Here is a 21,857-nt window from a genome sequence, read left to right as displayed (position 1 = left end):
ATGACCGAAACCAAGATGCCGGAGCGGGCCCAGGTCCTCGTCGACTTCAAGCCCACCAGGGAATTCTTCGTGGGCATCGACTCCGACGGCTGCGCCATGGACGCCATGGACATCAAGCACCAGGAGTGCTTCACCCCGGCCTACATCAAGTACTTCAACCTGCAGGCCGCCTCCACGCTGGTGCGGGAGACCGCCCTCTTCGTGAACCTGTACTCCACCACCCGCGGCCAGAACCGCTGGGTGGCGCTTGCCCGTCTCTTCGAGTTGCTCAGGCAGCGCCCCGAGGTGCTGGAGCGCGGCGTGCGGATCCCCGAGGGGCGGGAACTGCAGAAGTTCCTCGACTCCGGCTACCCCCGCTCTGACCGCGGCATCGCGGACTTCGCCGCGGCCCACCCGTCGGTGGAGATCGAGGAGTGCATGGAGTGGGGCAAGGGTGTCAATGAGCTCATAGAGTGGATGGTGCACGGCTGCGCGCCGTTCCCCGGTGTGCGCGAGGCGTTCGACGCCATGGCCGGCCGGGTGGACTGCATGACGGTCTCCGCCACGCCCATGGAGGCGCTGGAGCGCGAATGGCACGAGCATGACCTGGCCGGGTACATGAAGGTGATCGCAGGCCAGGAGATGGGCTCCAAGGCACAGCACGTGCACTGGGCCGCCAAGGGTAAGTACGATGATGACCACATCATGCTGATCGGTGACGCCCCGGGCGACCGGGACAGCGCCTTCTCCGAGGCGGTGCTGTTCTACCCGATCATGCCCGGCAGTGAGGCGGCGAGTTGGCAGCGTTTCCGCGAGGAGGCCCTCCCGCGCTTCCTGGACGGAACCTATCGCGGCGAGTACCAGGACGCCCTGGTGGCCGAATACGAGTCGCTCCTCCCCGCCACCCCGCCCTGGCGCACCATCTGACCGAGTCCCCCGGACCCCGAGGGAAGCCCCGGGGAAATCCAACTGAAGTAGGGGTTGGAACCAGACGTTGGCCTGATGCGGCCCAACTGATTTCTGGTGAAGGATGAGGTCCATGACCACTGTTGAGACCTCCGACGTGCACACTGGGCAGGGGAGAACTGTCCCGATGCAAGGGGAGGTTATGGAGCCGCTGGAACACGAGGACGTCACAACGCCGGCGGATCCGGTGCGCGCCAAACGGCTGAAGAGGCTGATCCACGTGTTGACCCTCATCGGCCTCGCCGGCGTCATCACCCTCATCGTCCTGGGGTTCTCCAGCGGGGTCCTGACGTCGGTGGCGTCCCTGCGTGAGTTCGTCGACGGCTTCGGGCTCCTCGCCCCCGTGGCCTTCATCCTGATCGGGTCGCTCGAGTCCGTCGTGCCGGTGATCCCGGGTTCCGGCGCCATCATCTCGGCGCCCATCATCTTCGGCCAGATCGAGGGCACCCTCTGGGCGTACCTCACCACCGTGCTGGGCTCCACCCTGGTGTTCTTCGTCTCGCGCCACGTCGGCCGCGACATGGTCGTCGCCCGTTTCTCGCAGCGCACACTGGAGCGGTACGGCAAATGGCTGGACCATCCAAAGTTCATGAAGTATTTCGCTATCGCGATTGCCCTTCCACTGGCCCCTGACGACGTACTGTGTTACATGGCTGGGCTCACCAACATGCGGTGGCGCACCTACCTGCTCATCATCTTCCTGTGCAAGCCGTGGGGAGTGGTGCTCTACACAACAGGCGTTATGACCATTCTGAAGGTGGTGTTCCCATGGCTGGGTCTCTAGTGCCAGCAGCGGAGACGCACCCCGACGCAGGTCTGCGGGTCTGTCTCTACTCGGGAGCCGGCCGGCTCATGGAACGCAGCGGCGTCGGATCCGCCATGCGGCATCAGGCGAAGATGCTGCTCAATCTGGGTTCGCAACTGGTGAAGCTGTGGAAGCGGCCCGACATCGTGCAGCTCAACACCATCTTCCCGGATTCCGTGCTCGTCGGCGTTCTCGCCAGGGCGTTGGGGATCCCCGTCGTCGTGTTCGCGCATTCCACCAGGGAGGACTTCGAACAGTCCTGGGTGGGCGCGCGAACCTTCGCGCCGCTGTTCGAGAAGTGGCTGGGCGTCGTGTACCGCCGCGGCGACGTCGTGGTCACCCCCACGCCCTATTCGCGCGGCATCATCGAGAATTACCGGATCACCGCGCCCATCCGCGTGCTCACCAACGGCGTCGACACGCGCTTCTTCTCAGGTGGCGCGGAGGCCCGCACGCGGTTCCGCGCGCGGCACCGCATCGCGTCGGATCGCCACGTGGTGCTGAGCGTCGGGCACCTGATGGTGCGCAAGGGCATCCTCGAGTACATCGATCTCGCCCGCTCCATGCCGGAGGCGGACTTCTACTGGGCGGGCACCGCACCCAATGCCGCGATGACGCCGGATGTGCGGGCCGCGTTGGCCCACCCGCCGTCGAACCTCCACCTGCTGGGCCACATCCCGCCGGACGAGGTGCGCGACGCCTACGCAGGGGCGGACCTCTTCTGCTTCATGTCGCACGAGGAGACGCAGGGCATCGTGGTGCTGGAAGCGCTGTCCAGTGGCGTCCCGGTGCTGGTGCGCGACATCCCGGTGTACGACGGCTGGCTCCACGAGGTGGCCGTGCACCGCGCGTCCACCACCCGCGAGTTCGAGACGACGGCGCGGGCCGTCCTCTCCGGCGAGGCGCCGGACCTGACCGAGGCCGGGCGGTTGCTGGCGGCCCAGCACGACCTGCTCGAGGTGTCCACGGACCTGGCTGCGGTGCACCGGGACCTGCTCGAGCGACGCCCGGGCCACCGTCGCGCCATCGGTGCCTGACCTGAGTGCTCGGTGAGCGTCGGTAATAGGCTGGGGCTGAGAACCCGTCAGTGGTGACGGGCGGCTAGGAGGGCCCCATGAAGACTCATCGGCTCGGCACGACGGACCTTGAGGTTCCCGCCGTCGTCACCGGCGTGATGCGCATCCAGGACAAGACCGACGACGAGATCCGCGCGTTGTACACCGCCTCGCGCGAGGCGGAGGTCAACTTCTTCGACCACGCCGACATCTACGGCTCGGCGCCGTACCACGGGTGCGAGAAGCGGTTCGCGGAGGCGCTGCGCCTCAGCGCGGCGGAGCGCGGGGAGATCATCCTGCAGACGAAGGCCGGGATCAACAAGGACGGCCCCTTCTTCGACTTCTCCTACGAGCACCTCGTGCGCCAGATCGACGATTCGCTGACCGCCCTGGAGACGGACTACCTCGACGTGTTCCTCCTCCACCGTCCGGACGCGCTGGTGGAGCCCGAGGAGGTCGCCCGGGCGCTCGACGAGGCGGTGACGGCCGGCAAGGTCCGGCACGTGGGCGTCTCCAACCACACCCCGAACCAGATCGAGTTGTTGAAGCGATACGTGCGCCAACCCCTCGTCGCGAACCAGCTGCAGCTGTCGATCACGCACGCGCCCATCGTCGCGCAGGGCGTGGCGGCGAACATGGTGGATGTGAAGCAGTCGGCGAGCCTGGACCTGGGCATCCTCGACTACTGCCGCCTGCACGACATCACCGTCCAGGCGTGGTCGCCGTTCCAGGCCGCGTTCTTCAACGGCGTCTTCCTGGGCCACCCGGACTTCCCTGAGTTGAACGCCGTGATCGACCGGCTCGCCGCCAAGTACGGCGTCGCGCCGGAGGGGATCGCGACCGCCTGGATCGCCCGTCATCCTGCCAACATCCAGACGGTGTTGGGCACGACCACTCCCGAGCGCGTCACGAAGGCGGCAGCCGGAGCCGACGTGGAGCTCACCCGCCCCGAGTGGTACGAGCTGTTCAGGGCCGCCGGGTACCTCGTCCCGTGATGCCGCGGTGCCCCCTGGATGTCGCCGTTTTGTGCGCCGCGGCGAGGGGGTGCTAAGGTTTGACGTCGGGTCGAGAGACCCGGATGCGCGCGTGGCGGAATGGCAGACGCGCCGGCTTCAGGTGCCGGTGCCCGCAAGGGCGTGGAGGTTCAACTCCTCTCGCGCGCACCACCAGGTGAGAAATCCCCAGCCAGCTACCCCGGCTGGGGATTTCCTGTCTGTAGCGACGCAGCCTGTAGCGACGCAGCCTGTAGCGACGCAGCGCGATGTGGTCAGGGTCAGAGCTGGACCGTGCCGTGTTCACCCTGGTCTGGTCGCTCGCCCGTGACAGCGGCCTTGGCCAACCCGATCAGCGTCGCCACCTGGCTGCCGCCGTCCCAGTACTCGGCGGTGTTGACGTTCACCTCGAGGATGACGTTGGCCGGGTCTTCGGCATCCCCGGCGTACGCCTCCTGGATGCGGTTCCACAGTTCGCGCTTCTTGGCCGTGTCGCGTTCGACCCGACCAGTGCCCGACATCGACACGTAGGCGCTGCCATCCATGAGCGAAAGGTTCACCTGCTGCCCGTCGGACTGGGTCGAGACGTCGTTGTCGCCCTGTGTGATGAAGCGAAAGACCGACTCCTCGCGCTCCGCGATGGTCATGGGGCGGCTCGTGAGCGCGCCGTCGGCGTCGCGCGTGGTGAACATCACGAAGCGCTGGCCCTTGATGAGGTCGTCGAGATTGGCGGCGTGCTCCGCCGGAGTCGTGTGCTTATCCATGGGGCGACTGTAAACGTTGAACAAACCTGACACAAGGGATGGCGCAGTCGTCCTTGAGGAGATGGCGTGGGTTACGCAGCGGCGTAGTAGCAGGGGCGATTCTGGGTCGTTGCGCAGGAACGGCGCATGGGGGGACGCGGGATGACAGAATCAGCCCACGGGCTGACGCGCGGCCCGGGGTCCTGGGGAGGCCGACATGGTGGTCGCAATTCTGTTGTGCCTGGGTTCCATCTGGGGCATTGTCACGGGCGTGGTCCAGCGCAGGACGGCGCGGATCATCGTCTCGACGATGGTTCTCATCCTGGTGATCGCCGGGTGGATCTACTTCTATTACCACCCGTACTGACGAGGGAATTTTCCGGATCAGGCCAGTGGGCCGAGCAGGAAGGTCTTCAGCGTCGCCTGCGCGACTTCGGTCTGACCGTGCTGGCCGGTGAACTGGGCCGTCGCGTCCGTGCCGCAGAGCGGCTCGATCCGCTCGGGGCCGCCCGGGTGCTGCGGGATCCAACTGGTGACGTCGAAGGCATTGCCGTCGACAGCGATCCAGCAGTCGGCGGGGGTGCTGTGGGCCGCCACGTCCGCCATCGTGTAGGCGCTCTGCCTAGGTGCCGCCGCCGTCGCCGCCACGCCGGACCAGGCGGCCGTCGCGCCCGAGTGGCCGGTGAGGGTCACCAGCACCAGCACCACGAGCGCCAGGGCGGAGACCACCCAGCCGACCACGCCCCGCTCCGACGCCACGTCGGCCTTGCGAACGCGCCAGAGCCAGGCGCCGCCCACCAGCAGCAGCACGACGGAGGCCAGCGCGGTCCACATGCCCAGTTCCGAGTGGGCTATGGGGAGGCCAACCTTCGCGGCCAGGTCGTCGCCGGTTCCCCAGGCGGCGACCGCCCCCAGGGCGCCGAGGGCGAGGAGCCCCAGCACCGGCAGGGCGAACCTCGGCCGCCAGGCCGGCCGGAGGGTCAGCGCGACGATCGAGACGGCGGACAATGGCAGCAACACGACGGGCAGGTGCACGAACAGCGGGTGGGCCGGTAGCCCGAGGATGTCTTCCAGCATGGGGATGAGACTAGATGTCGCGAAGGATGGAGCAAAGGTGTAGCACCTGTGCGTTCGCTGTGAGGTGAGGGGCTTGCGCTGCCGTTGACTTTGATGCCGTCCTCGGCATCAAACCCAGCATTGGAACCCAGCTCGCAGCTCGGGGGTCTGGTTAGTCCATCGACCTCATGCCCACCGACTTCGGGGCATGCACAACCGCCGGGCCTTGGAGCAATCCAAAGCCCGGCGGTGTCGCATCTTCCTACTCGACGCGCACAGGGCGACCGCTGCGGGCCGATTCTTCGGCCGCCTCGGCCAGCACCAGGGCCTCGATGCCGTCACTGATGGTCGGCGACACCTCGACGCCCTCGTTGATCGCGTCGATGAAGGACGCCAGCTCGTCGCGGTACGCGTCGGCGTAGCGCTCCAGGAAGTAGTCCAGGTATGGGTCCTGAGCCGCGCTGAAGTCCTTCTTGTTCACGGTCAACGACGTGGGGCGCAGGTTGTCGACGAACAGCGAACCGTCCGCACCGTGCACCTCCATCCGCTGGTCGTAGCCGGCGGCGCAGTGACGGTTGTTGGTGATCGACGCCACGGCGCCGTCGACGCTGCGCAGCACGACGACCGCGCCGTCGAAGTCGCCGGTGTCCGCCAGTTCGGGGATGTTGTTCTGTCCGAACGCGGTGACCTCGGCGATGTCGCCCATGAAGAACCGGGCCTGGTCGAAGTCGTGGATGGTGCAGTCCTTGAAGATGCCGCCCGACTGCGCGATGTAGCTCGCCGGGGGAGCGGCGGGATCACGCGATTGGATGGTCATCTGCTCGACGCGACCGATCTCTCCGGCGGCGACGAGATCGTGCGCCTTCTTGATCGACGGGTCGTAGCGACGCTGGAAGCCCACCATCACCGGCGGGTGCTGGAAGGTGGCCAGATCGGCCTCCAGTTCGCGCGCCTGCGCGACCGACGAAGCAACCGGCTTCTCGCAGAGCACGGCCTTGCCGGCCCGCGCCGCAGCAAGGACCTGCTCGGCGTGCAGCGGGGTGGGCGAGCCGATGATCACGGCGTCCACCTCAGGATCCGCGAACACCTCGGCGGCGTCCTTCACGGCCCGTGCGCCATGCGCGGCGGCGAGATCCTCTGCCGCGGTGCCGAACGGATCCGACACGAGCACGAGCTCGGCGCGGGGGTGCGACGCGATCGCCTGGGCGTGCACCCGGCCGATGCGGCCGGCGCCGATGATGGCTACGCGGAGCAACTTGTCTGTCATGTACCCACTCCTCAGGGGGCTGGAACGATGATGTCGCGGACGAGAGCGTCGAGATCGGCGTCTGCCGCGAGGAACTGGCGGAGGGTCTTGCGGGTGGGGCCGAAGCCTTCGAACTCCTCGGGCGTCATCCCGTCGACCTCGTAGGCGCGGCGGAAGTCCTCGATCTTCAGCAGCTCGTGGAGGTGCTCCTGCTTGACGGGCTCGTCCATGCGGGGGACGGTGTCATATCCGGACTCGTTGATGGTCTTCTGCCACGTGAACGGCGGGGAGACCACCACGTCGCCGCCCACGAACTCAGCCCAGTGGTTGACGTTGCGGAACGCGGCGGACAGGACGCGCGAGCGGTAGCCGCGCTCCTGGAAGATCTTGTAGGCACGCTTCATGCACGCGACGCCGGCCCACTCGAGGGCCTCCGGGTCCACGGAGAGTCCCTCGCGCTCGGCGGCTTCCTTGAGCCAGTCGTCGAGGCGTCCCACCATGATGGTGACGACGGGGCCCATCTCGGAGATGTCATGGCCCTCGGCCTCGCGGCGCTTCAGGCCGCGCTCGATGGCTTCGCCCGCCTGCACCGCCTGGGGTACGGAGAAGGAGACGGTCACGTTGATGGACACGCCGCGGTAGCTGGCTTCTTCGATGGCCTCCAGGCCGGTCTTGGTGGCCGGGATCTTCACGACGATGTTGTCGGCGAGCTCATGGAACTCCACGGCCTGGTCCGCGAGCGCCTGGGCGTCGCGGTGGAGGCGCGGGTCGGTCTGTACCGACAGGCGGCCGTTGCGGCCGTTGTGCTCCCTGAAGATCGGCTCGAGCAGCGCGGCTGCTTCGACGGACATGTCCTTGACGGCCTGCCAACCGATCTGCGACTCGCCCCAGGTGGGGTGCTCGGCCGCGATGGCCTCGATGCGCGGACGCCACTCATCGAGGTGCTGCTTGATGGTGGTGTAGGCGATCACCGGGTTGCATGTGGCCCCGACCCCGCCGAACGCGATGGACTGCTTCAGCTCATCGAGATCCGAGGAATCGTTCCACAGAGACGTGGGGGTGGTCTGCGCTGCGGCCAGCAGCGGCCCGGGGGTGTAGTCAGTCATCTGGCTCCTGCTTTCACGGAGAGCGGCGGCGTCGCCGTATGTGACCTCAGTTAATCGCATTGTCTATGCATAGTCAAGCTATTGTCAGAACATTCACCTCAGGACGTGAACAACGTGAACTGGAACGAGTACAGCGAGGGGCGGTAGACGTGGTTGCCCAGTTCGACGGCACGGCCCTCGGCCGTGCGGCCCACCCGGTGCATCGTCAGCAGCGGCGCGCCCTTGTCCTCGCCGAGGAGCTCCGCCTCTTCAGCCGTGGCGCCGCGGGCGCCGACCGACTGCTGCGCCGCCGCGATCAGCACGTCGCGCTTCAGCAGACACTGGTAGAGGCCGTGCTCGCCCAGCTCCTGCCAGGTGGGGGCGATGTCGAGCGGGATGAGGTTGGTGAGGATGGCCAGGGGGTGGTCGTCGGCGTAGCGCAGGCGGCTGACTTCGAGCAGTCCCTCGCCGGCCTTCATGCCGAGCTTCTCGGCCTCGTCGGCGGTCGCCTCGCGCACCTGGTAGTGGAGCACCTTGGTGGAGGGGGAGAAGCCGGCCTCCACGAGGTCCTCGTTGAGGGAGGAGAGCTTCATGGGGCGGTGCACGTGGGGCGGGGCGACGCGGGTGCCGACGCCGCGTCGGCGGGTCAGCAGGCCCTTGGCGACCAGTTCCTGGAGAGCGCGGCGCGCCGTCGGGCGGGCGACGTCGAGGCGCTGGGCCATCGAGACCTCGTCCTCGATGCGCGCGCCTGCCGCGAGTTCACCGGAGACGATCGCCGCCTCGATGGGTTGGGCGATCTGCTCATACAGGGGACGGTCCGAGTTGCGGTCGATTGTGATGTCCGGGGTGTAGGTCTCGTCCACGCATACTCCTTGACCTGGCCGACTTTGGCAGCGGTATGAACCGCCAGAGCGGTATTGCGACTGATCATACTCCGGAAGCGCGCCTCTCGAATGTTTGCACAAAGAGTTGACCACGGTGTTCCAGTCGGGCAGACTGAGGGCCGACGAAGGAGGTCATCACTGTGGATGGCGAACACGTGCCCGAGATTCTCGTGGTGGGGCGCTGCAGCGTCGACGTGTATCCGCTCGAGGTCGGGGTCCACCTCGAGGATGTGGGCGTTTTCCGGAAGTTCCTCGGCGGTTCCGCCACCAACGTCGCGGTCGCGGCCGCGCGCTACGGCCGCAACGTCACGGCGCTCACCGGCGTGGGCGACGACCCGTTCGGCCGTTTCATCATCGCCGAACTGGGGCGGCGCGGTGTGGACGCCTCGCACGTGGTGACCAATCCCGCGTTCAACACCCCCGTGACATTCTGCGAGATCTTTCCGCCGGACAACTTCCCGCTCTACTTCTATCGCGCGCCGACCGCACCGGATCTCGAGCTGCGCCCGGAAGATCTGCCGGCCGACCTCGCCGACTACCGCATCCTCTGGATGACCGCCAGTGGCCTGTCGGTTGAGCCTTCACGTCAGACCCACCGAACCCTGGCCCGCACGGAGCGCAGCGGAATGCTGGTGTTCGACCTGGATTACCGCGCCCGTTTCTGGGACGACGAGGTCACCGCCTCGGGGCACATCAGCTCCATGCTGGAACATGCCGACGTCGCGATCGGCAATCTCGAGGAGTGTCGCATCGCGGTGGGTGAGACGGACCCGGAGCGAGCCGCCGACGCGCTGCTCGACCGGGGCGTCGACATCGCCATCGTCAAGCAGGGCCCCGTCGGCACCTTCGCCAAGTCCCGCACCCAGAGCACCTTCGTGCCGGCCAACCGGATCGAGGTCGTCAACGGCCTCGGCGCCGGCGACGCGTTCGGTGGCGCGGTGTGCCACGGCCTCCTCAACGGCTGGGAACTGCCGCAGCTCATCCGGTTCGCCTCCGCGGCCGGCGCCATCGTGGCGTCCAAGCTCGAGACCGCCCCCGCCATGCCGGACCAGGCTGAGGTCGAGGAAATGCTGGCCCGCCACCCGGAAACCGACGCACGGGGGCAGGCGTGATCACCTTCGACGACCTCACTGACCTGCGCTTCACGCGCCCCGACGCAGTGGCTGCGGCCCTCGCTGCCCGCGCGCCCGGCGTCATGCCGGCACCGGGGGAGAAGCTGCTGGTCATCGCGGCAGATCACCCGGGCCGCGGCGCCCTCAAGGCCGGCAGCGACGAGTTGGCCATGGCGTCGCGCCGCGTGCTCCTCGAACGGTGCGCCGTGGCGATCGCCCGGCCCGGCGTCGGCGGGTTCCTCGGCACCCCGGACCTCATCGAGGAACTCGCCCTCCTCGGCGCCCTCGAGGGCAAGCTGGTGTTCGGCTCCATGAACCGCTCCGGCCTGGCCGGCTCCGCGTTCGAGGTGGACGACCGCATCACCGGCTACACCGCGCCCAGCATCGAGCAGGCGGGCCTCGACGGGGGCAAACTCCTCCTGCGCATCGACCTGCAGGACCCGGCCACCCCTGCCATGCTGGAACAGGCCGCGCGCGCCGTCGACGACCTGGCCGCGGCGGGGCGCATCGCGATGCTGGAACCCTTCATCAGCCGCCGCGTGGAGGGTCAACTCACCAACGACCTGTCGCCCGACGAAGTCATCCGCGCCATCAGCGTGGCCTCCGCGTTGGGCCACACCTCGGCGCGCACCTGGCTGAAGCTGCCGTGCGTGGCGGACATGGACCGCGTGCTGGAGTCCACCACGCTGCCGGTCCTGCTGCTGGGCGGCCCGGTCCCGGAGCAGATGGACGAAACCGTCCGCGCCTGGGCCAACTCACTGCGCAATCCCAGCGTGAAGGGGCTCGTCATCGGGCGCGCCCTGCTCTTCCCCCGCGACGGTGATGTGGCCGGCGCGGTCGACCGACTCGTGGAGGTTCTGTGAACGACAACGCCAAGTACGTCATCCCTGCGGGGGAAACTGCCCATGGCAACTTCGAGACGGACGTGACCGCGCAGCGCGCCGGCTGGGAGTGGTGTTCGATCCGCGTGCTCGGGCTGCCGGCCGGGGCCGCGCAGACCGTCGACACCGGCGGCGAGGAGATCCTGGTGCTGCCGCTCAGCGGATCCTGCACCGTGAAGGTCGACGGTGAGACACACCGCCTGGAGGGCCGCGGCGAGGTCTGGACCGAGATCACCGACTACCTGTACGTTCCGCGCGGCAAGACCGCCGTCATCCACAGCGAGCAGGGCGGCCGGTTCGCGCTGCCCGGGTCGAAGGCCACCAAGGACCTCCCCGTCGTGTACTGCCCGTCGTCGCAGGTCATCACGACGCTGCGCGGCACCGGCAACTGCTCGCGGCAGGTCAACAACTACGCGTTGGGCAACCCGCTGGAGACGTCCCACCTGCTGGCGTGCGAGGTGCTGACGCCCGGCGGCAACTGGTCCAGCTACCCGCCCCACAAGCACGACGAACACACTCAGGACGAACGCGTCCTCGAGGAGATCTACTACTACGAGGTGCGCCCCGGCCGCGACGGTTCGAAGGGGATGGCGCTCCAGCGCATCTACCCGTCGCCCGGCAAGCCCATCGACGTGTGCACCGAGGTCAACTCCCGCGACGTCGTGGTGATGCCGTTCGGCTACCACGGCCCGTCGGTCGCCGCCCCCGGCTATGACCTGTACTACCTCAACGTCATGGCCGGTCCCTCGGAGGACTCCACCTGGCTGATGACCGACGACCCCCATTACACGTGGATCCGTCAGGCCTGGGAAGAGTCCGAGGTCGACCCCCGTCTCCCCATGACCCCCCTCAATCCCCAGGAGTGAGCATGACCACCACCGTTCGCCTTACCGTCGGGCAGGCTGTTGTCCGATTCCTCGTCAACCAGTTCTCGGAATCCGACGGTGTCGAGCGCCGCCTGATCGCCGGGGCCTTCGGCATCTTCGGCCACGGCAATGTCGCCGGCATGGGCCAGGCGTTGCTCCAGAACGACCTGGACCCGGAACCCGACGGCGGTGAGATGCCCTACATCATGCCCCGCAACGAGCAGGGCATGGTCAACGCCGCGGCCGCGTACGCCAAGTCCACCAACCGCACGCAGACATGGATGTGCACCTCGTCCATCGGCCCTGGCGCGCTGAACATGGTGACCGGCGCCGCCGTCGCCACCACCAACCGGCTGCCCGTGCTGCTGTTCCCGTCGGACCAGTTCGCCACCCGCGCGCCGGATCCGGTGCTGCAGCAGGTCGAGGACCCGGTGTCGCCGCTGACGGCGGCCACCGACGCCTTCCGGCCCGTGTCGCGGTTCTTCGACCGCGTCACACGCCCCGAACAACTCATCCCGTCGCTGATGCAGGCCATGCGTGTGCTGACCGATCCGGCCGACACGGGCGCCGTCACCGTCGCCCTGCCCCAGGACGTGCAGGCCGAAGCCTACGACTTCCCGGTGGAGTTCTTCGCCAAGCGGGTCTGGCGGATCCGCCGTCCTGCGCCGGAAAGGGTCGCCATCGAGCGCGCCGCAGAGATCATCCGCGGCGCCGAGCGCCCGCTCATCGTCTCCGGGGGTGGCACGATCTACTCCGGGGCCAGCGACGTGCTGCGTGCCTTCGCCTCGGCGACCGGCATCCCGGTGTCGGACACCCAGGCGGGCAAGGGTGCGATCGACGCCGACCACGAGTGCTCCGTGGGCGGCGTGGGCTCCACCGGCGCCGAGTCGGCCAACGAACTGGCGCGCGGGGCGGACGTGGTGATCGGCATCGGTACCCGCTACTCCGACTTCACCACCGCGTCGCACACCGCGTTCCGCAACCCGCACCTCCGGTTCGTCAACATCAACGTCGGCGCATTCGATGCGGCCAAGCACGCCGCCGAGATGGTGGTGGCCGATGCGCGCGAGGCCCTGGTGGCCCTGAGCGAGGCGCTCGAGGGCTACCGGGTCGACGAGGCGTACTCCGCCGAGGTCGCCCGCCTGCGTGACGAGTGGGCCACCACCACGGACGAATGCGTCAACGTCGGCCATCAGCCGCAGCCCGCCCAGATCGAGGTCTTCGGCGCGCTCAACGAGATGATGGGCGAGAACGACGTCGTGATCAACGCGGCCGGCTCCATGCCCGGCGACCTCCAGTCGCTGTGGCGCGCCAAGACCCCGGTGCAATACCACGTGGAGTATGCGTTCAGCACCATGGGCTACGAGATCCCCGCCGCGATGGGCGTCAAGCTCGCGCTGCCGGACAGCGAAGTGGTGGCCATCGTCGGCGACGGCACGTACCAGATGCTGCCGATGGAACTGGCCACCATCGTGCAGGAGGGCCTCAAAGTCATCCTGGTCCTGTTGCAAAACCACGGCTTCGCGTCCATCGGCGCGCTGTCCGAATCGCACGGCTCGCAGCGCTTCGGCACCCGGTACCGCAAGGGCTCGGTGCCGCACAACCAGGACGGTGACCTGCTCCCCGTCGACATCGCCACCAACGCCGAGAGCTGGGGCCTCACCGTGCTGCGCGTGAAGACCATGGAGGAATTCCGCGCCGCCTACCGCGAGGCCGAAGCCATGGACCGCGCCGTGATGATCTACATCGAGACGGCCCTCATCGGCCCCAACCCGCCCAGCAGCAGCTGGTGGGACGTGCCGATCGCCGAGGTGTCGCGCATCTCCTCGACGCAGGAGGCCCGCGCCCGCTACGAAACCAACCGCGCCCCCCAGCGCCACTACCTCTGACCGAGAAATAGGAGAACCATGAAGATCGCCGGTGCCCCCATCAGCTGGGGCGTATGCGAGGTCCCCGGGTGGGGCTACCAGATGAGCCCCCAGCGGGTGCTCACCGAGATGAAGGAAATCGGCCTCACCGCCACGGAGTTCGGTCCCCAGGGCTGGCTGCCGATCGACGCCGAGGAGCGCGCTGCCGCGGTGCGCGAGTTCGGCCTCAAGCCGGTGGGCTCCTTCTTCCTCGCCGTCATGCACGACCCCGAATTCGATCCCATCCCGCAGGTCAACCAGGAGCTCGACGCGTTCGAGGCGGCCGGGGGCGAGTTCCTCATCCTGGCCGCGGATTCCGGCAGCGAGGGATACGACGACCGTCCTGTCCTGGACGAGACCGGCTGGCAGACGCTGTTCGGCAACCTCTCCCGCATCACCGAGGTGTGCGCCGCCCGCGGCGTGACCGCCTGCATCCACCCCCATTGGGGCACGATGGTGCAGAACCTCGACGAGGTGGAGCGCGTGCTGGACAACTCGACGGTGGGCCTGTGCCTGGACACCGGTCACCTGAGCGCCGGTGGCGCCGACGTCGTCGATCTGGTGCGCCGTTACGCCGACCGCGTCGACATTGTTCATGCAAAAGATATCCGCAAGGACCTCACGGACCGACTCCTCACTGGCGAGCTCAGCTGGAGCGAGGGCATCAAGGGCGGCATGTTCACCCCCATCGGCCAAGGCGACATCGACTTCTCCGCCATCGTCGCCCTCCTCGACGAGGCCGGCTTCGACGGCTACTACGTGCTCGAGCAGGACATCATGCTCGACGAGGAGCCCCCGGCAGACGGTGGCCCCGTGGCCAACGCGAAGGCCTCGCTCGACGCTCTTTCGGCTCTGGCCTGATCCGTGCTATTGTTAGAACAAATAGGCGACGTGGCCAAAGAATGGAAGGTTGAGCCATGACTGAGACCATCACCCACTGGATCGGTGGAGCCCCGTACGAGGGCTCGCCCACACACCGCATCCCCGTGGAGAACCCAGCTACCGGTGAGGTGACCGGTGAGCTGCTCGCCGCGTCGCTCGCCGACATCGACCATGCCGTCGAGGTTGCCCGCGAAGCGCAGAAGGGCTGGGCCGCGACCTCGCTGGCCAAGCGCACCGCCATCATGTTCACGATGCGCGAGCTCGTGCTTGCGAACCAGGACGAGCTGGCCAAGGCCATCGTGGCCGAGCACGGCAAGGACTACGGCGACGCGATCGGCGAGATCCAGCGCGGCCGCGAAACCCTCGACTTCGCCTGCGGCATCAACACCGCCCTCAAGGGCGACCACTCCTACGACATCTCCTCCGGCGTGGACATCCACAGCATCCGCCAGCCCGTCGGGGTCGTCGCGGGCGTGTGCCCCTTCAACTTCCCGGTCATGGTCCCGATGTGGATGCACCCCATCGCCATCGCCACCGGCAACGCCTTCATCCTGAAGCCCGCCACCCCGACGCCCACCGCGTCGCTGGTCGTGGCCCGGCTCTACAAGGAGGCCGGCCTCCCCGACGGGGTCTTCAACGTCGTCGCCGGCGACGTAGAGACCGTCACAGGGCTGCTCGAGCACAAGGGCATCGACGCCATCTCCTTCGTGGGCTCCACCCCGGTGGCCCACGTCATCCAGGAGAAGGCCACCCTGGCAGGCAAGCGCGTCCAGGCGCTCGGCGGGGCGAACAACCACGCCATCGTCATGCCCGACGCGGACCTCGAGTTCGCCGCCCAGCACATCTCCGCCGCGGCCTTCGGTGCCGCCGGTGAGCGGTGCATGGCGCTGCCGGTCGTCGTCGCCGTCGGCGGTGTGGAGGACAAGCTCGCCGATCTGGTCAAGGCCAACGCCGCCAAGATCAAGGTGGGCTTCGGGCTCGACGAGGGCGTCCAGATGGGCCCTGTCATCACCCGCAAGGCGCAGGAGCGCATCAAGGGCCTCATCACCGACGCCGAGGAGCGTGGCGCCGAGGTGGTGCTCGACGGCCGTGACCTCACCGTCGACGGCTACGAGGATGGCTTCTGGGTTGGTCCCACCGTCCTGAAGAACGTCCCGCTGGATGCCCCGGCGTATCACCAGGAGATCTTCGGCCCCGTGCTGACCATCGTGGTGGCGGACAGCTACCACGAGGCGATCGAGATCGTGAACGGCTCCCCGTTCGGTAACGGCGCCGCGATCTTCACCAACGACGGTGGTGTCGCCCGCCGCTTCGAACTCGACGTGCAGGCCGGCATGGTGGGCATCAACGTGCCGATCCCGACCCCCGTCGCCTACTACTCATTCGGTGGCTGGAAGGATTCGCTGCTCGGCGACCACCACATCCACGGCCCCGAGGGCGTGTCTTTCTACACGCGCCTGAAGGCTGTCACCAGCCGCTGGCCCTCCGAGCGCACCTTCGAAGCGACCATGTCCTTCAAGCGTGAAGAGTGAGTTCCCACCGCCTGGACAACGAAAATGATCGGTCCTGTGAAGGGTGGTGGTCCAGTGACGGATCGCTGCATCGGTGTCGGAGTTGTAGGTCTGGGGTGGATGGGGCGCCTGCATTCGCGCAGCTACCGCGCCCTCGCGGAGAAGTTCCCTGAGCTCCGCGCCACGGTGCGCCTCGTCAGCGCCTGCGACGCGCAGCCCGAAACCAGGAAGGCCGCTGTGGAGGGCATGGGATTCCAGCGGGCGGTGGAGGACTACCGCGAGGTGATCGCCGACCCCGAGGTGGACGTCGTGTCCATCTGCTCGCCCAACTTCCTCCATCGCGAGATCGCCCTCGCCGCGGCCGCCGCCGGCAAGCCGTTCTGGATAGAGAAGCCGATGGGCACCAACGCGGTGCAGTCGCGCGACATCGCCGAGGCCGCGCGTGCCGCGGGGCTGGTGACCGCCGTCGGCTTCAACTACCGCCACGCCCCGGCCATCGAGCGCGCCCGCGAACTGATCCGCGGCGGCCGTCTCGGCCGGATCACCAACGTGCGCTGCTGGTTGATCGCCGACTACGCCTCGTCGCCGGACGGGCCGCTCACCTGGCGCGACAGCCGCGAATACGGCGGCAGCGGTGTCATCGGCGACCTGATGAGCCACGGCGTCGACCTCGTGCAGTACCTGGTGGGACGCATCGAATCGGTGACCGCGGCCACCGGGCAGTTCATCACCGAGCGCCCCATCCCGCTCAAGGCGGGCGTCGGGCACAGCGGCTGGGAGGTCAGCGACAAGAAGGGCCCCGTGGAGAACGAGGACTGGATCGCGATGATCGCTCGCCTGGAGGGCGGGGCCCTGGCCACGCTCGAGGCCAGCCGTGTGGCCACCGGCCCGCGCGCCGAGTACATCGTCGAGGTTTACGGTTCCGACGGTTCGGTGCGCTGGAACTTCGAACACCTCAACGACCTGCTGGTGGCCGTGGGACGGGGTCAGGAGTTCGCCGGCTACACGCACGTCATGGCGGGGCTCGATTTCCCGCGCTTCGGCAACTTCCAGCCCTCCCCGGGTACGTCGATGGGCTTCGATGACCTGAAGGTCGTCGAGGCGTCCCAGTTCATCGGGTCGGTGATCGCCGGCCAGCAGCTGGCCCCGTCGGTCTATGACGGGCTGGCGGCCGCCGAGGTCGACGAAGCCGCCATGGCGTCGGCCGCCGACGGCCGGTGGCACGACGTCCGGCCCGTCGAAGGCGTTACGCACAATCGTTGACGCTGGGCGCGGTGTGCATGTGTGTACATAAACTTCCTTCTGCAGCGCCGGAATGGCTCAGGTTCCGTGCTGCCAGCAAAACACACGCGGCAACGCGCTATGGAAACGTTAGCAATTTTGATTGACCTGAGTTAACATTGCTCATACAATTGCTCCAGAGGGCATCGCCAAGACCACCGCTGGCCTGGGCTGAACCCTCGAAACCCATTCAAAGAAGAAGGGCTTACCCAATGAACATTCGTCGAGTCACGGCAATTGCGGCCTGTGCAACTCTCGCTCTGGGCCTCGCGGCCTGTGGCGGCGATTCCGGCACCGGCACCGATGGAGCCAATGGTGAGGCGGACCCCCGCGCCAACCAGATGTACACGTGGGTCTCGAACGAGTCCGACCGTGAACAGTGGGAGACGTTCATCGCCGGCGTGCAGGAGGGCGGTGACAGCGAGTTCGACATCACGCTGGACGGACCTTCGTTCCAGGAATACTGGACCCTCGTCAAGACCCGCATGGCCGCCTCTGACGCCCCGTGCATCATCACGACGCAGGCCGCGCGCGCCCAGGAGCTCGGCAGCCTCCTCTCGCCGCTGGACGACCTCGCCAAGGATGCAGGCCTCGACCTCAGCCAGTACAACGAGGCCATGATGCAGGGCCTCACAGTGGACGGCACCATCAGGGCCATCCCCTACGACGCAGAGCCCATGCTGCTGTTCTTCAACAAGGAGATGTTCGAGGCCGCCGGCCTTGAACTGCCGGGGGCGGACTACTCGCGCGAGCAGTTCCTCTCCGACGCGAAGGCCCTCACCAAGGACGACAAGTACGGCTTCGCCGTGTCCGCCGACATCGGTTACCCGCCCCTCGCCCTCAGCTTCGCCAACGGCGTCGGCCCCACCAAGGACGGCGAACTGAACCTCACGGACCCCGCGCTGATCGAGGACGTGCAGTGGACCATGGACCTGGTCAACAAGGAGCAGGTCGCGGCTGCGCCGAACCCCGGCGACACCGATGAGATCGGTCGCCAGGCGTTCATGGCCGGCAACGTCGGCATGTTCATCGACGGCCCCTGGTTCTACTCCACCTACCAGGAGGGTTCAGACTTCGAGGTCGGCATCGCCGCACCCCCGTCGGACGACGGCACCCCCGGCGGCATGATCCAGGGATCCGGCTTCGGCGTCGCTGACTCCTGCCCGGACAAGGCCGCCGCCTTCGAGAACATCGTCAAGATGACCACGCCGGACGTGGTCGCCTACGTCGGGGCCAACCGCGGCACCGTGCCGTCCATCGAGTCCGCCATCGACGGTTGGGCCGAGGGCAAGCCGGAGGCCGATGTCGAGGTCGTCAAGGCGCTCCTCGCCAGCGGCCAGCCGCTGGTGACCACCCCCACCTGGAACCAGGTCGTGACCCAGTTCGCGCAGTACTCGTCCGACGGCTACCGGGGCAACAAGACCGCTGAGGACATCCTCACCCAGATCGCCCAGGGTGTTGGCTGATCATGGCTTCCTCGGCAGCTCCGACTGAAGCTCGGCCGAGGGTGAAGGTGGAACGGACCGGCAAGCCTGGCTTCAACCAGCGCTTGCTGGCCTTCCTCCATCTCACCCCCGGGATGGCCGGCTTCTTCATCTTCATCGTGGTGCCGTTGATCGCCTCCCTGGTGATCAGCCTGTACAACTGGCCCCTGTACGGCGAACGTGAGTTCGTGGGGGTGGAGAACTACGTGCAGCTTCTGTCGGGGGCCGATCCGGTGTTCTTCACGGTGCTGCGCAACACCGCGGTCTTCGCGATCGGCTACACCATCGCGAACCTCATCATCTGCACCGGCATCGCGGTGTGGCTGCATTCGCTGCCCGAATGGGGCGGCTTCTTCCGGATCCTCTTCTTCATCCCGGTGGTCACCCCCATGGTGGCCAACGCCCTGGTGTGGCGGCTCATGCTGCAGGACAACGGACTGGTCAACACGTTGCTGGGCAACATCGGTATCACTGGCCCCTCCTGGCTGGGTGACGGCAACTGGGCGCTGGTGTCGCTCATCATGATGTCGCTGTGGCAGGGCATCGGCTACAACATCGTGGTGCTGGCCGCAGGCCTCAACAACATCAACCCCTCGGTGATGGAGGCCGCCAGGATTGACGGCACCACCGCGTGGAGCCGTTTCTGGCGGGTCACGTTCCCGATGTTGTCCCCGTCGCTGTTCTTCGCCTCGGTGATGACGGTCATCGGCGGTTTCAAGGTGTTCACGCAGCCCTACATGCTGACCAAGGGCGGCCCCGGCGACACCACCAACACCATCGTCCTGTACCTCTACCGTGCCGGTTTCTCCTACGACCGCCTCGGGTTCGCGTCGGCCATGGCGTGGGTGCTGTTCGTCATCATCATGCTGTTTACCGCCCTGCAGTTCCTAGGGCAGAAGAAGTGGGTGAGCTACGATGCCTGACGCCTTGACAAGGGAAGAAACCCTCCGGGTCGCCGAAGCGAGCAACAGGGCGCGCCGCGTGCGCCCCACGAAGATCATCAGCAAGGTGCTACTCGCGATGTTCGGCTTCGTGTTCTTCGTGCCGTTTCTCTGGATGTTCATCAGCTCCATCAAACCCAGCCAGGAAGTGCTGTTGGGCGGGGCCGACCTGGTGGGCTCCGAGGTGCGGTGGAGCAACTATGGGGAGGTCTTCACGGCCATCCCGTTCGCTCGAATCCTGCTCAACACGTTCTTCATCGCCGGCATGGGCGCGCTGATCGCAGTGACCGTCTCGGTGCTCAGCGCGTTCGCGTTCGCCCGCCTGCAGTTCAAGGGCCGCAACCAGTTGTTCGCCGTGTTCATCGCCACGCTGATGCTGCCCATCGAGGTGCTCGTCATCCCGCTGTTCATCGGGGCCAACGAGTTCGGTGCTGTCAACACCTATTCGATGATCATCCTGCCCTTCGCGTTCGGCGCGTTCGGCACCTTCCTGCTGCGCCAGTTCCTGCTGTCGCTGCCCCCGGATTACGAAGAGGCCGCGCGGATCGACGGCGCCAGCCAGATCCAACTGTTGTGGCACGTGATCGTGCCGCTGCTGCGCGGACCCATCGCCATCGTCGCGGCGTTCGCCTTCATCGACTACTGGAACGCCTTCCTGTGGCCCCTGATCATCATCACTGATCCGGCCAAGGCCCCGCTGCAGTTGGGTCTGTCCATGTTCTCGGGCGAGCGCGGCACCGACTGGGGTCCGCTGATGGCGGCCTGCTCCGTCGCCGTGGCGTTTTCTCTCATCATTGTTTTCCTCATGCAGCGCCAGCTGTCCCGAGGCATGAATATCGGAGGTTTCGGTGGTCGATGACCAGGAGCGCTGGGAGGCGCTGAATGACAGGGCAACGCCGGAGTGGTTCCGGCGCGCCAAGCTGGGTTTCTTCGTCCACTGGGGGCCGTACTCGGTGCCGGCGTGGGCGGAACCGACGGGCGAGCTGGGCACCATCGAATCCGCCACCGAGTGGTACACGCACAACCCGTATTCGGAGTGGTACTACAACACCATCCGGCTCGAGGGCAGTGCGGCCTGGAAGCACCAGCAGGAGGTCTACGGAGGCCGCCCCTACGACGACTTCATCGACGAGTGGAAGGCTGAGAAATTCGACGCCTCCGCTCTGGTGGGGGAGCTCGCGGCGGCCGGCGCCGACTACCTGGTGCTGACGACCAAGCACCACGACGGCGTCTGCCTGTGGGATGCCCCGGGCACGGACCGGAACACGGTCGCCCGCGGTCCGAAGAAGGACCTCGTCGGGGCCTACTCCGACGCGTGCCGTGAGCACGGCGTCCGGTTCGGCGCCTATTACTCCGGTGGCCTGGACTGGCACGAGCGGCCGTTCGCGCCCATCGGCGAGGCGGACACCTGGTCCTGGGACGGGCTGCGCCCGCTGGACGAGGAGTACGCCGCTTACGCGGCCAACCATGTCCGTGACCTGGTGCAGCGTTACCAGCCGGACGTGTTGTGGGACGACATCGAGTGGCCGGATGCCGGCAAGAACTTCGAGTCGCACGGCATCGGCTCGGTCTTCGAGGAGTTCTACGCCGCCAATCCCGACGGTGTGGTCAATGACCGCTGGAACGTGCCGCACGCGGACTATGTGACCAGCGAGTACCAGCACATGCTGGACAACGAGGACGCCCGCATGTGGGAGAACTGCCGCGGCGTGGGGCTGTCGTTCGCCTACAACCAGGAGGAGGACCTGTCGCACGCGCTGGCTGGCCCACTGGCGATCCGCCACCTCGTCGACGTCGTCACCCGCGGCGGGCGGCTCCTGTTCGGCGTCGGGCCGATGGCCGACGGACGGCTGCCCGGGTGGCAGTCCGAGGTCGTCGCCTCCGTCGGCAGGTGGGTGCGCCCAGCCGGCGATTTCCTTCAGGTGGAGCCGACGAACCGTGCCCTCGACCTCGGCGACGACGTCTGGGTGCGCCTCGGCACTGCCGAGGACGGGTCAACCTTGGCGTTCATCGACGCCGATACCCCCGTCGCGATCGCCGGCGAGCTGCTCACGCCCCAGTGGGGCAGCCTGACCGACGGCGTGCTCACCCTTGCCCCGGACCGCCCGGGTGCCGCAGTGGTGCGCCTGGCCTGACAGCAGGAAGCGGCCCAGCCTTCGAGGCTGGGCCGCTGTCTGTTGG

21 protein-coding genes and 1 tRNA gene are annotated in these 21,857 nt (G+C 67.3%); 17 read left to right on the top strand and 5 right to left on the bottom strand.

Annotated elements, in window-relative coordinates:
- The 5 genes from C3E87_RS07550 (at position 1) to C3E87_RS07530 (ending at position 3,971) form a co-directional block, all read left to right on the top strand.
- The gene (locus tag C3E87_RS07550; protein WP_076061332.1) at positions 1–906 is read left to right on the top strand and encodes a haloacid dehalogenase; all 906 of its coding nucleotides are present in this window, start codon (positions 1–3) and stop codon (positions 904–906) included.
- Between the two features lie 112 nt (positions 907–1,018).
- Complete coding sequence (locus tag C3E87_RS07545) at positions 1,019–1,729, top strand: TVP38/TMEM64 family protein (protein WP_158069057.1); 711 nt, start codon at positions 1,019–1,021, stop codon at positions 1,727–1,729.
- A complete protein-coding gene (locus C3E87_RS07540; RefSeq protein ID WP_083665478.1) occupies positions 1,714–2,787 on the top strand; it encodes a glycosyltransferase in 1,074 nt (357 codons plus the stop codon). The genes C3E87_RS07545 and C3E87_RS07540 overlap by 16 nt, the downstream gene beginning before the upstream one ends.
- Positions 2,788–2,864: 77 nt before the next feature.
- Positions 2,865–3,800: an aldo/keto reductase family oxidoreductase gene (locus C3E87_RS07535; RefSeq protein WP_076061216.1), complete on the top strand. Its 936-nt coding sequence runs from the start codon at positions 2,865–2,867 to the stop codon at positions 3,798–3,800.
- Positions 3,801–3,885: 85 nt separating this feature from the next.
- Positions 3,886–3,971, top strand: a tRNA-Leu gene (locus C3E87_RS07530).
- A gap of 107 nt (positions 3,972–4,078) precedes the next feature.
- Here C3E87_RS07530 and C3E87_RS07525 read toward each other — a convergent pair.
- Positions 4,079–4,561, bottom strand: coding sequence for a pyridoxamine 5'-phosphate oxidase family protein (locus C3E87_RS07525; RefSeq protein WP_076061213.1), 483 nt, complete (start codon positions 4,559–4,561; stop codon positions 4,079–4,081).
- Positions 4,562–4,757: 196 nt separating this feature from the next.
- On the opposite strand from C3E87_RS07525, the gene C3E87_RS07520 reads away from it, so the two are divergent.
- Positions 4,758–4,907, top strand: coding sequence for a hypothetical protein (locus C3E87_RS07520; protein ID WP_158069056.1), 150 nt, complete (start codon positions 4,758–4,760; stop codon positions 4,905–4,907).
- Positions 4,908–4,924: 17 nt separating this feature from the next.
- On the opposite strand, the gene C3E87_RS07515 is transcribed toward C3E87_RS07520, so the two are convergent.
- The 4 genes from C3E87_RS07515 to C3E87_RS07500 form a co-directional block, all read right to left on the bottom strand.
- Positions 4,925–5,617, bottom strand: a complete 693-nt coding sequence (locus C3E87_RS07515; protein ID WP_076061211.1) for a cytochrome b5-like heme/steroid binding domain-containing protein — start codon at positions 5,615–5,617, stop codon at positions 4,925–4,927.
- A gap of 241 nt (positions 5,618–5,858) precedes the next feature.
- The gene (iolG, locus tag C3E87_RS07510; RefSeq protein ID WP_076061328.1) at positions 5,859–6,851 is read right to left on the bottom strand and encodes an inositol 2-dehydrogenase; all 993 of its coding nucleotides are present in this window, start codon (positions 6,849–6,851) and stop codon (positions 5,859–5,861) included.
- Positions 6,852–6,874: 23 nt separating this feature from the next.
- Positions 6,875–7,948 carry a transaldolase family protein gene (locus C3E87_RS07505; protein ID WP_076061209.1) on the bottom strand — a complete coding sequence of 358 codons (1,074 nt, stop codon included), beginning with the start codon at positions 7,946–7,948 and terminating at the stop codon, positions 6,875–6,877.
- A 98-nt stretch (positions 7,949–8,046) separates the two neighbouring features.
- Positions 8,047–8,790 (bottom strand): GntR family transcriptional regulator, encoded by a 744-nt coding sequence (locus C3E87_RS07500; RefSeq protein ID WP_076061206.1) that lies wholly within the window; start codon positions 8,788–8,790, stop codon positions 8,047–8,049.
- Positions 8,791–8,945: 155 nt separating this feature from the next.
- Between C3E87_RS07500 and iolC the strand changes: the two genes are divergently transcribed.
- From iolC to C3E87_RS07445, 11 genes are all read left to right on the top strand, one after another.
- On the top strand, positions 8,946–9,923 hold the full coding sequence (iolC, locus tag C3E87_RS07495) for a 5-dehydro-2-deoxygluconokinase (protein WP_198928246.1): 978 nt from the start codon (positions 8,946–8,948) through the stop codon (positions 9,921–9,923).
- On the top strand, positions 9,920–10,786 hold the full coding sequence (locus tag C3E87_RS07490) for a hypothetical protein (RefSeq protein ID WP_076061201.1): 867 nt from the start codon (positions 9,920–9,922) through the stop codon (positions 10,784–10,786). Before iolC ends, C3E87_RS07490 begins: the two co-directional genes overlap by 4 nt.
- A complete protein-coding gene (gene iolB / locus C3E87_RS07485) occupies positions 10,783–11,670 on the top strand; it encodes a 5-deoxy-glucuronate isomerase (protein WP_076061198.1) in 888 nt (295 codons plus the stop codon). Before C3E87_RS07490 ends, iolB begins: the two co-directional genes overlap by 4 nt.
- Positions 11,667–13,559 (top strand): 3D-(3,5/4)-trihydroxycyclohexane-1,2-dione acylhydrolase (decyclizing), encoded by a 1,893-nt coding sequence (iolD, locus tag C3E87_RS07480; RefSeq protein WP_369819259.1) that lies wholly within the window; start codon positions 11,667–11,669, stop codon positions 13,557–13,559. Before iolB ends, iolD begins: the two co-directional genes overlap by 4 nt.
- A gap of 18 nt (positions 13,560–13,577) precedes the next feature.
- Positions 13,578–14,438: a sugar phosphate isomerase/epimerase gene (locus C3E87_RS07475; RefSeq protein ID WP_076061193.1), complete on the top strand. Its 861-nt coding sequence runs from the start codon at positions 13,578–13,580 to the stop codon at positions 14,436–14,438.
- A gap of 56 nt (positions 14,439–14,494) precedes the next feature.
- Entirely contained in the window at positions 14,495–15,991 is a 1,497-nt protein-coding gene (locus tag C3E87_RS07470; RefSeq protein ID WP_076061191.1) for a CoA-acylating methylmalonate-semialdehyde dehydrogenase, read from the top strand.
- 24 nt (positions 15,992–16,015) lie between these two features.
- Positions 16,016–17,233 (top strand): Gfo/Idh/MocA family protein, encoded by a 1,218-nt coding sequence (locus C3E87_RS07465; protein ID WP_076061189.1) that lies wholly within the window; start codon positions 16,016–16,018, stop codon positions 17,231–17,233.
- A 230-nt stretch (positions 17,234–17,463) separates the two neighbouring features.
- Positions 17,464–18,717, top strand: coding sequence for an ABC transporter substrate-binding protein (locus tag C3E87_RS07460; protein WP_076061187.1), 1,254 nt, complete (start codon positions 17,464–17,466; stop codon positions 18,715–18,717).
- Positions 18,718–18,764: 47 nt separating this feature from the next.
- Positions 18,765–19,658: a carbohydrate ABC transporter permease gene (locus C3E87_RS07455; protein WP_233120756.1), complete on the top strand. Its 894-nt coding sequence runs from the start codon at positions 18,765–18,767 to the stop codon at positions 19,656–19,658.
- A gap of 4 nt (positions 19,659–19,662) precedes the next feature.
- Positions 19,663–20,535, top strand: coding sequence for a carbohydrate ABC transporter permease (locus tag C3E87_RS07450; RefSeq protein WP_233120755.1), 873 nt, complete (start codon positions 19,663–19,665; stop codon positions 20,533–20,535).
- Complete coding sequence (locus tag C3E87_RS07445; protein WP_076061182.1) at positions 20,525–21,811, top strand: alpha-L-fucosidase; 1,287 nt, start codon at positions 20,525–20,527, stop codon at positions 21,809–21,811. Before C3E87_RS07450 ends, C3E87_RS07445 begins: the two co-directional genes overlap by 11 nt.
- The last annotated feature ends 46 nt before the right edge of the window (positions 21,812–21,857 follow it).

Origin of the sequence: Tessaracoccus sp. ZS01 (genome assembly GCF_022342445.1) — a bacterium.
Taxonomy (GTDB): Bacteria; Actinomycetota; Actinomycetes; order Propionibacteriales; family Propionibacteriaceae; genus Arachnia.
Note: the sequence above shows the minus strand (reverse complement) of the source record. Positions and strands in the feature narration are given on the sequence as shown.

Coding starts and splice junctions, on each gene's coding strand:
- C3E87_RS07475 (WP_076061193.1), top strand. CDS start 13,578: ATGAAGATCGCCGGTGCCCCCATCAGCTGGGGCGTATGCGAGGTCCCC.
- C3E87_RS07525 (WP_076061213.1), bottom strand. CDS start 4,561: ATGGATAAGCACACGACTCCGGCGGAGCACGCCGCCAATCTCGACGAC.
- C3E87_RS07545 (WP_158069057.1), top strand. CDS start 1,019: ATGACCACTGTTGAGACCTCCGACGTGCACACTGGGCAGGGGAGAACT.
- C3E87_RS07465 (WP_076061189.1), top strand. CDS start 16,016: ATGATCGGTCCTGTGAAGGGTGGTGGTCCAGTGACGGATCGCTGCATC.
- C3E87_RS07550 (WP_076061332.1), top strand. CDS start 1: ATGACCGAAACCAAGATGCCGGAGCGGGCCCAGGTCCTCGTCGACTTC.
- C3E87_RS07505 (WP_076061209.1), bottom strand. CDS start 7,948: ATGACTGACTACACCCCCGGGCCGCTGCTGGCCGCAGCGCAGACCACC.
- C3E87_RS07535 (WP_076061216.1), top strand. CDS start 2,865: ATGAAGACTCATCGGCTCGGCACGACGGACCTTGAGGTTCCCGCCGTC.
- C3E87_RS07460 (WP_076061187.1), top strand. CDS start 17,464: ATGAACATTCGTCGAGTCACGGCAATTGCGGCCTGTGCAACTCTCGCT.
- C3E87_RS07540 (WP_083665478.1), top strand. CDS start 1,714: ATGGCTGGGTCTCTAGTGCCAGCAGCGGAGACGCACCCCGACGCAGGT.
- C3E87_RS07520 (WP_158069056.1), top strand. CDS start 4,758: ATGGTGGTCGCAATTCTGTTGTGCCTGGGTTCCATCTGGGGCATTGTC.
- C3E87_RS07470 (WP_076061191.1), top strand. CDS start 14,495: ATGACTGAGACCATCACCCACTGGATCGGTGGAGCCCCGTACGAGGGC.
- C3E87_RS07515 (WP_076061211.1), bottom strand. CDS start 5,617: ATGCTGGAAGACATCCTCGGGCTACCGGCCCACCCGCTGTTCGTGCAC.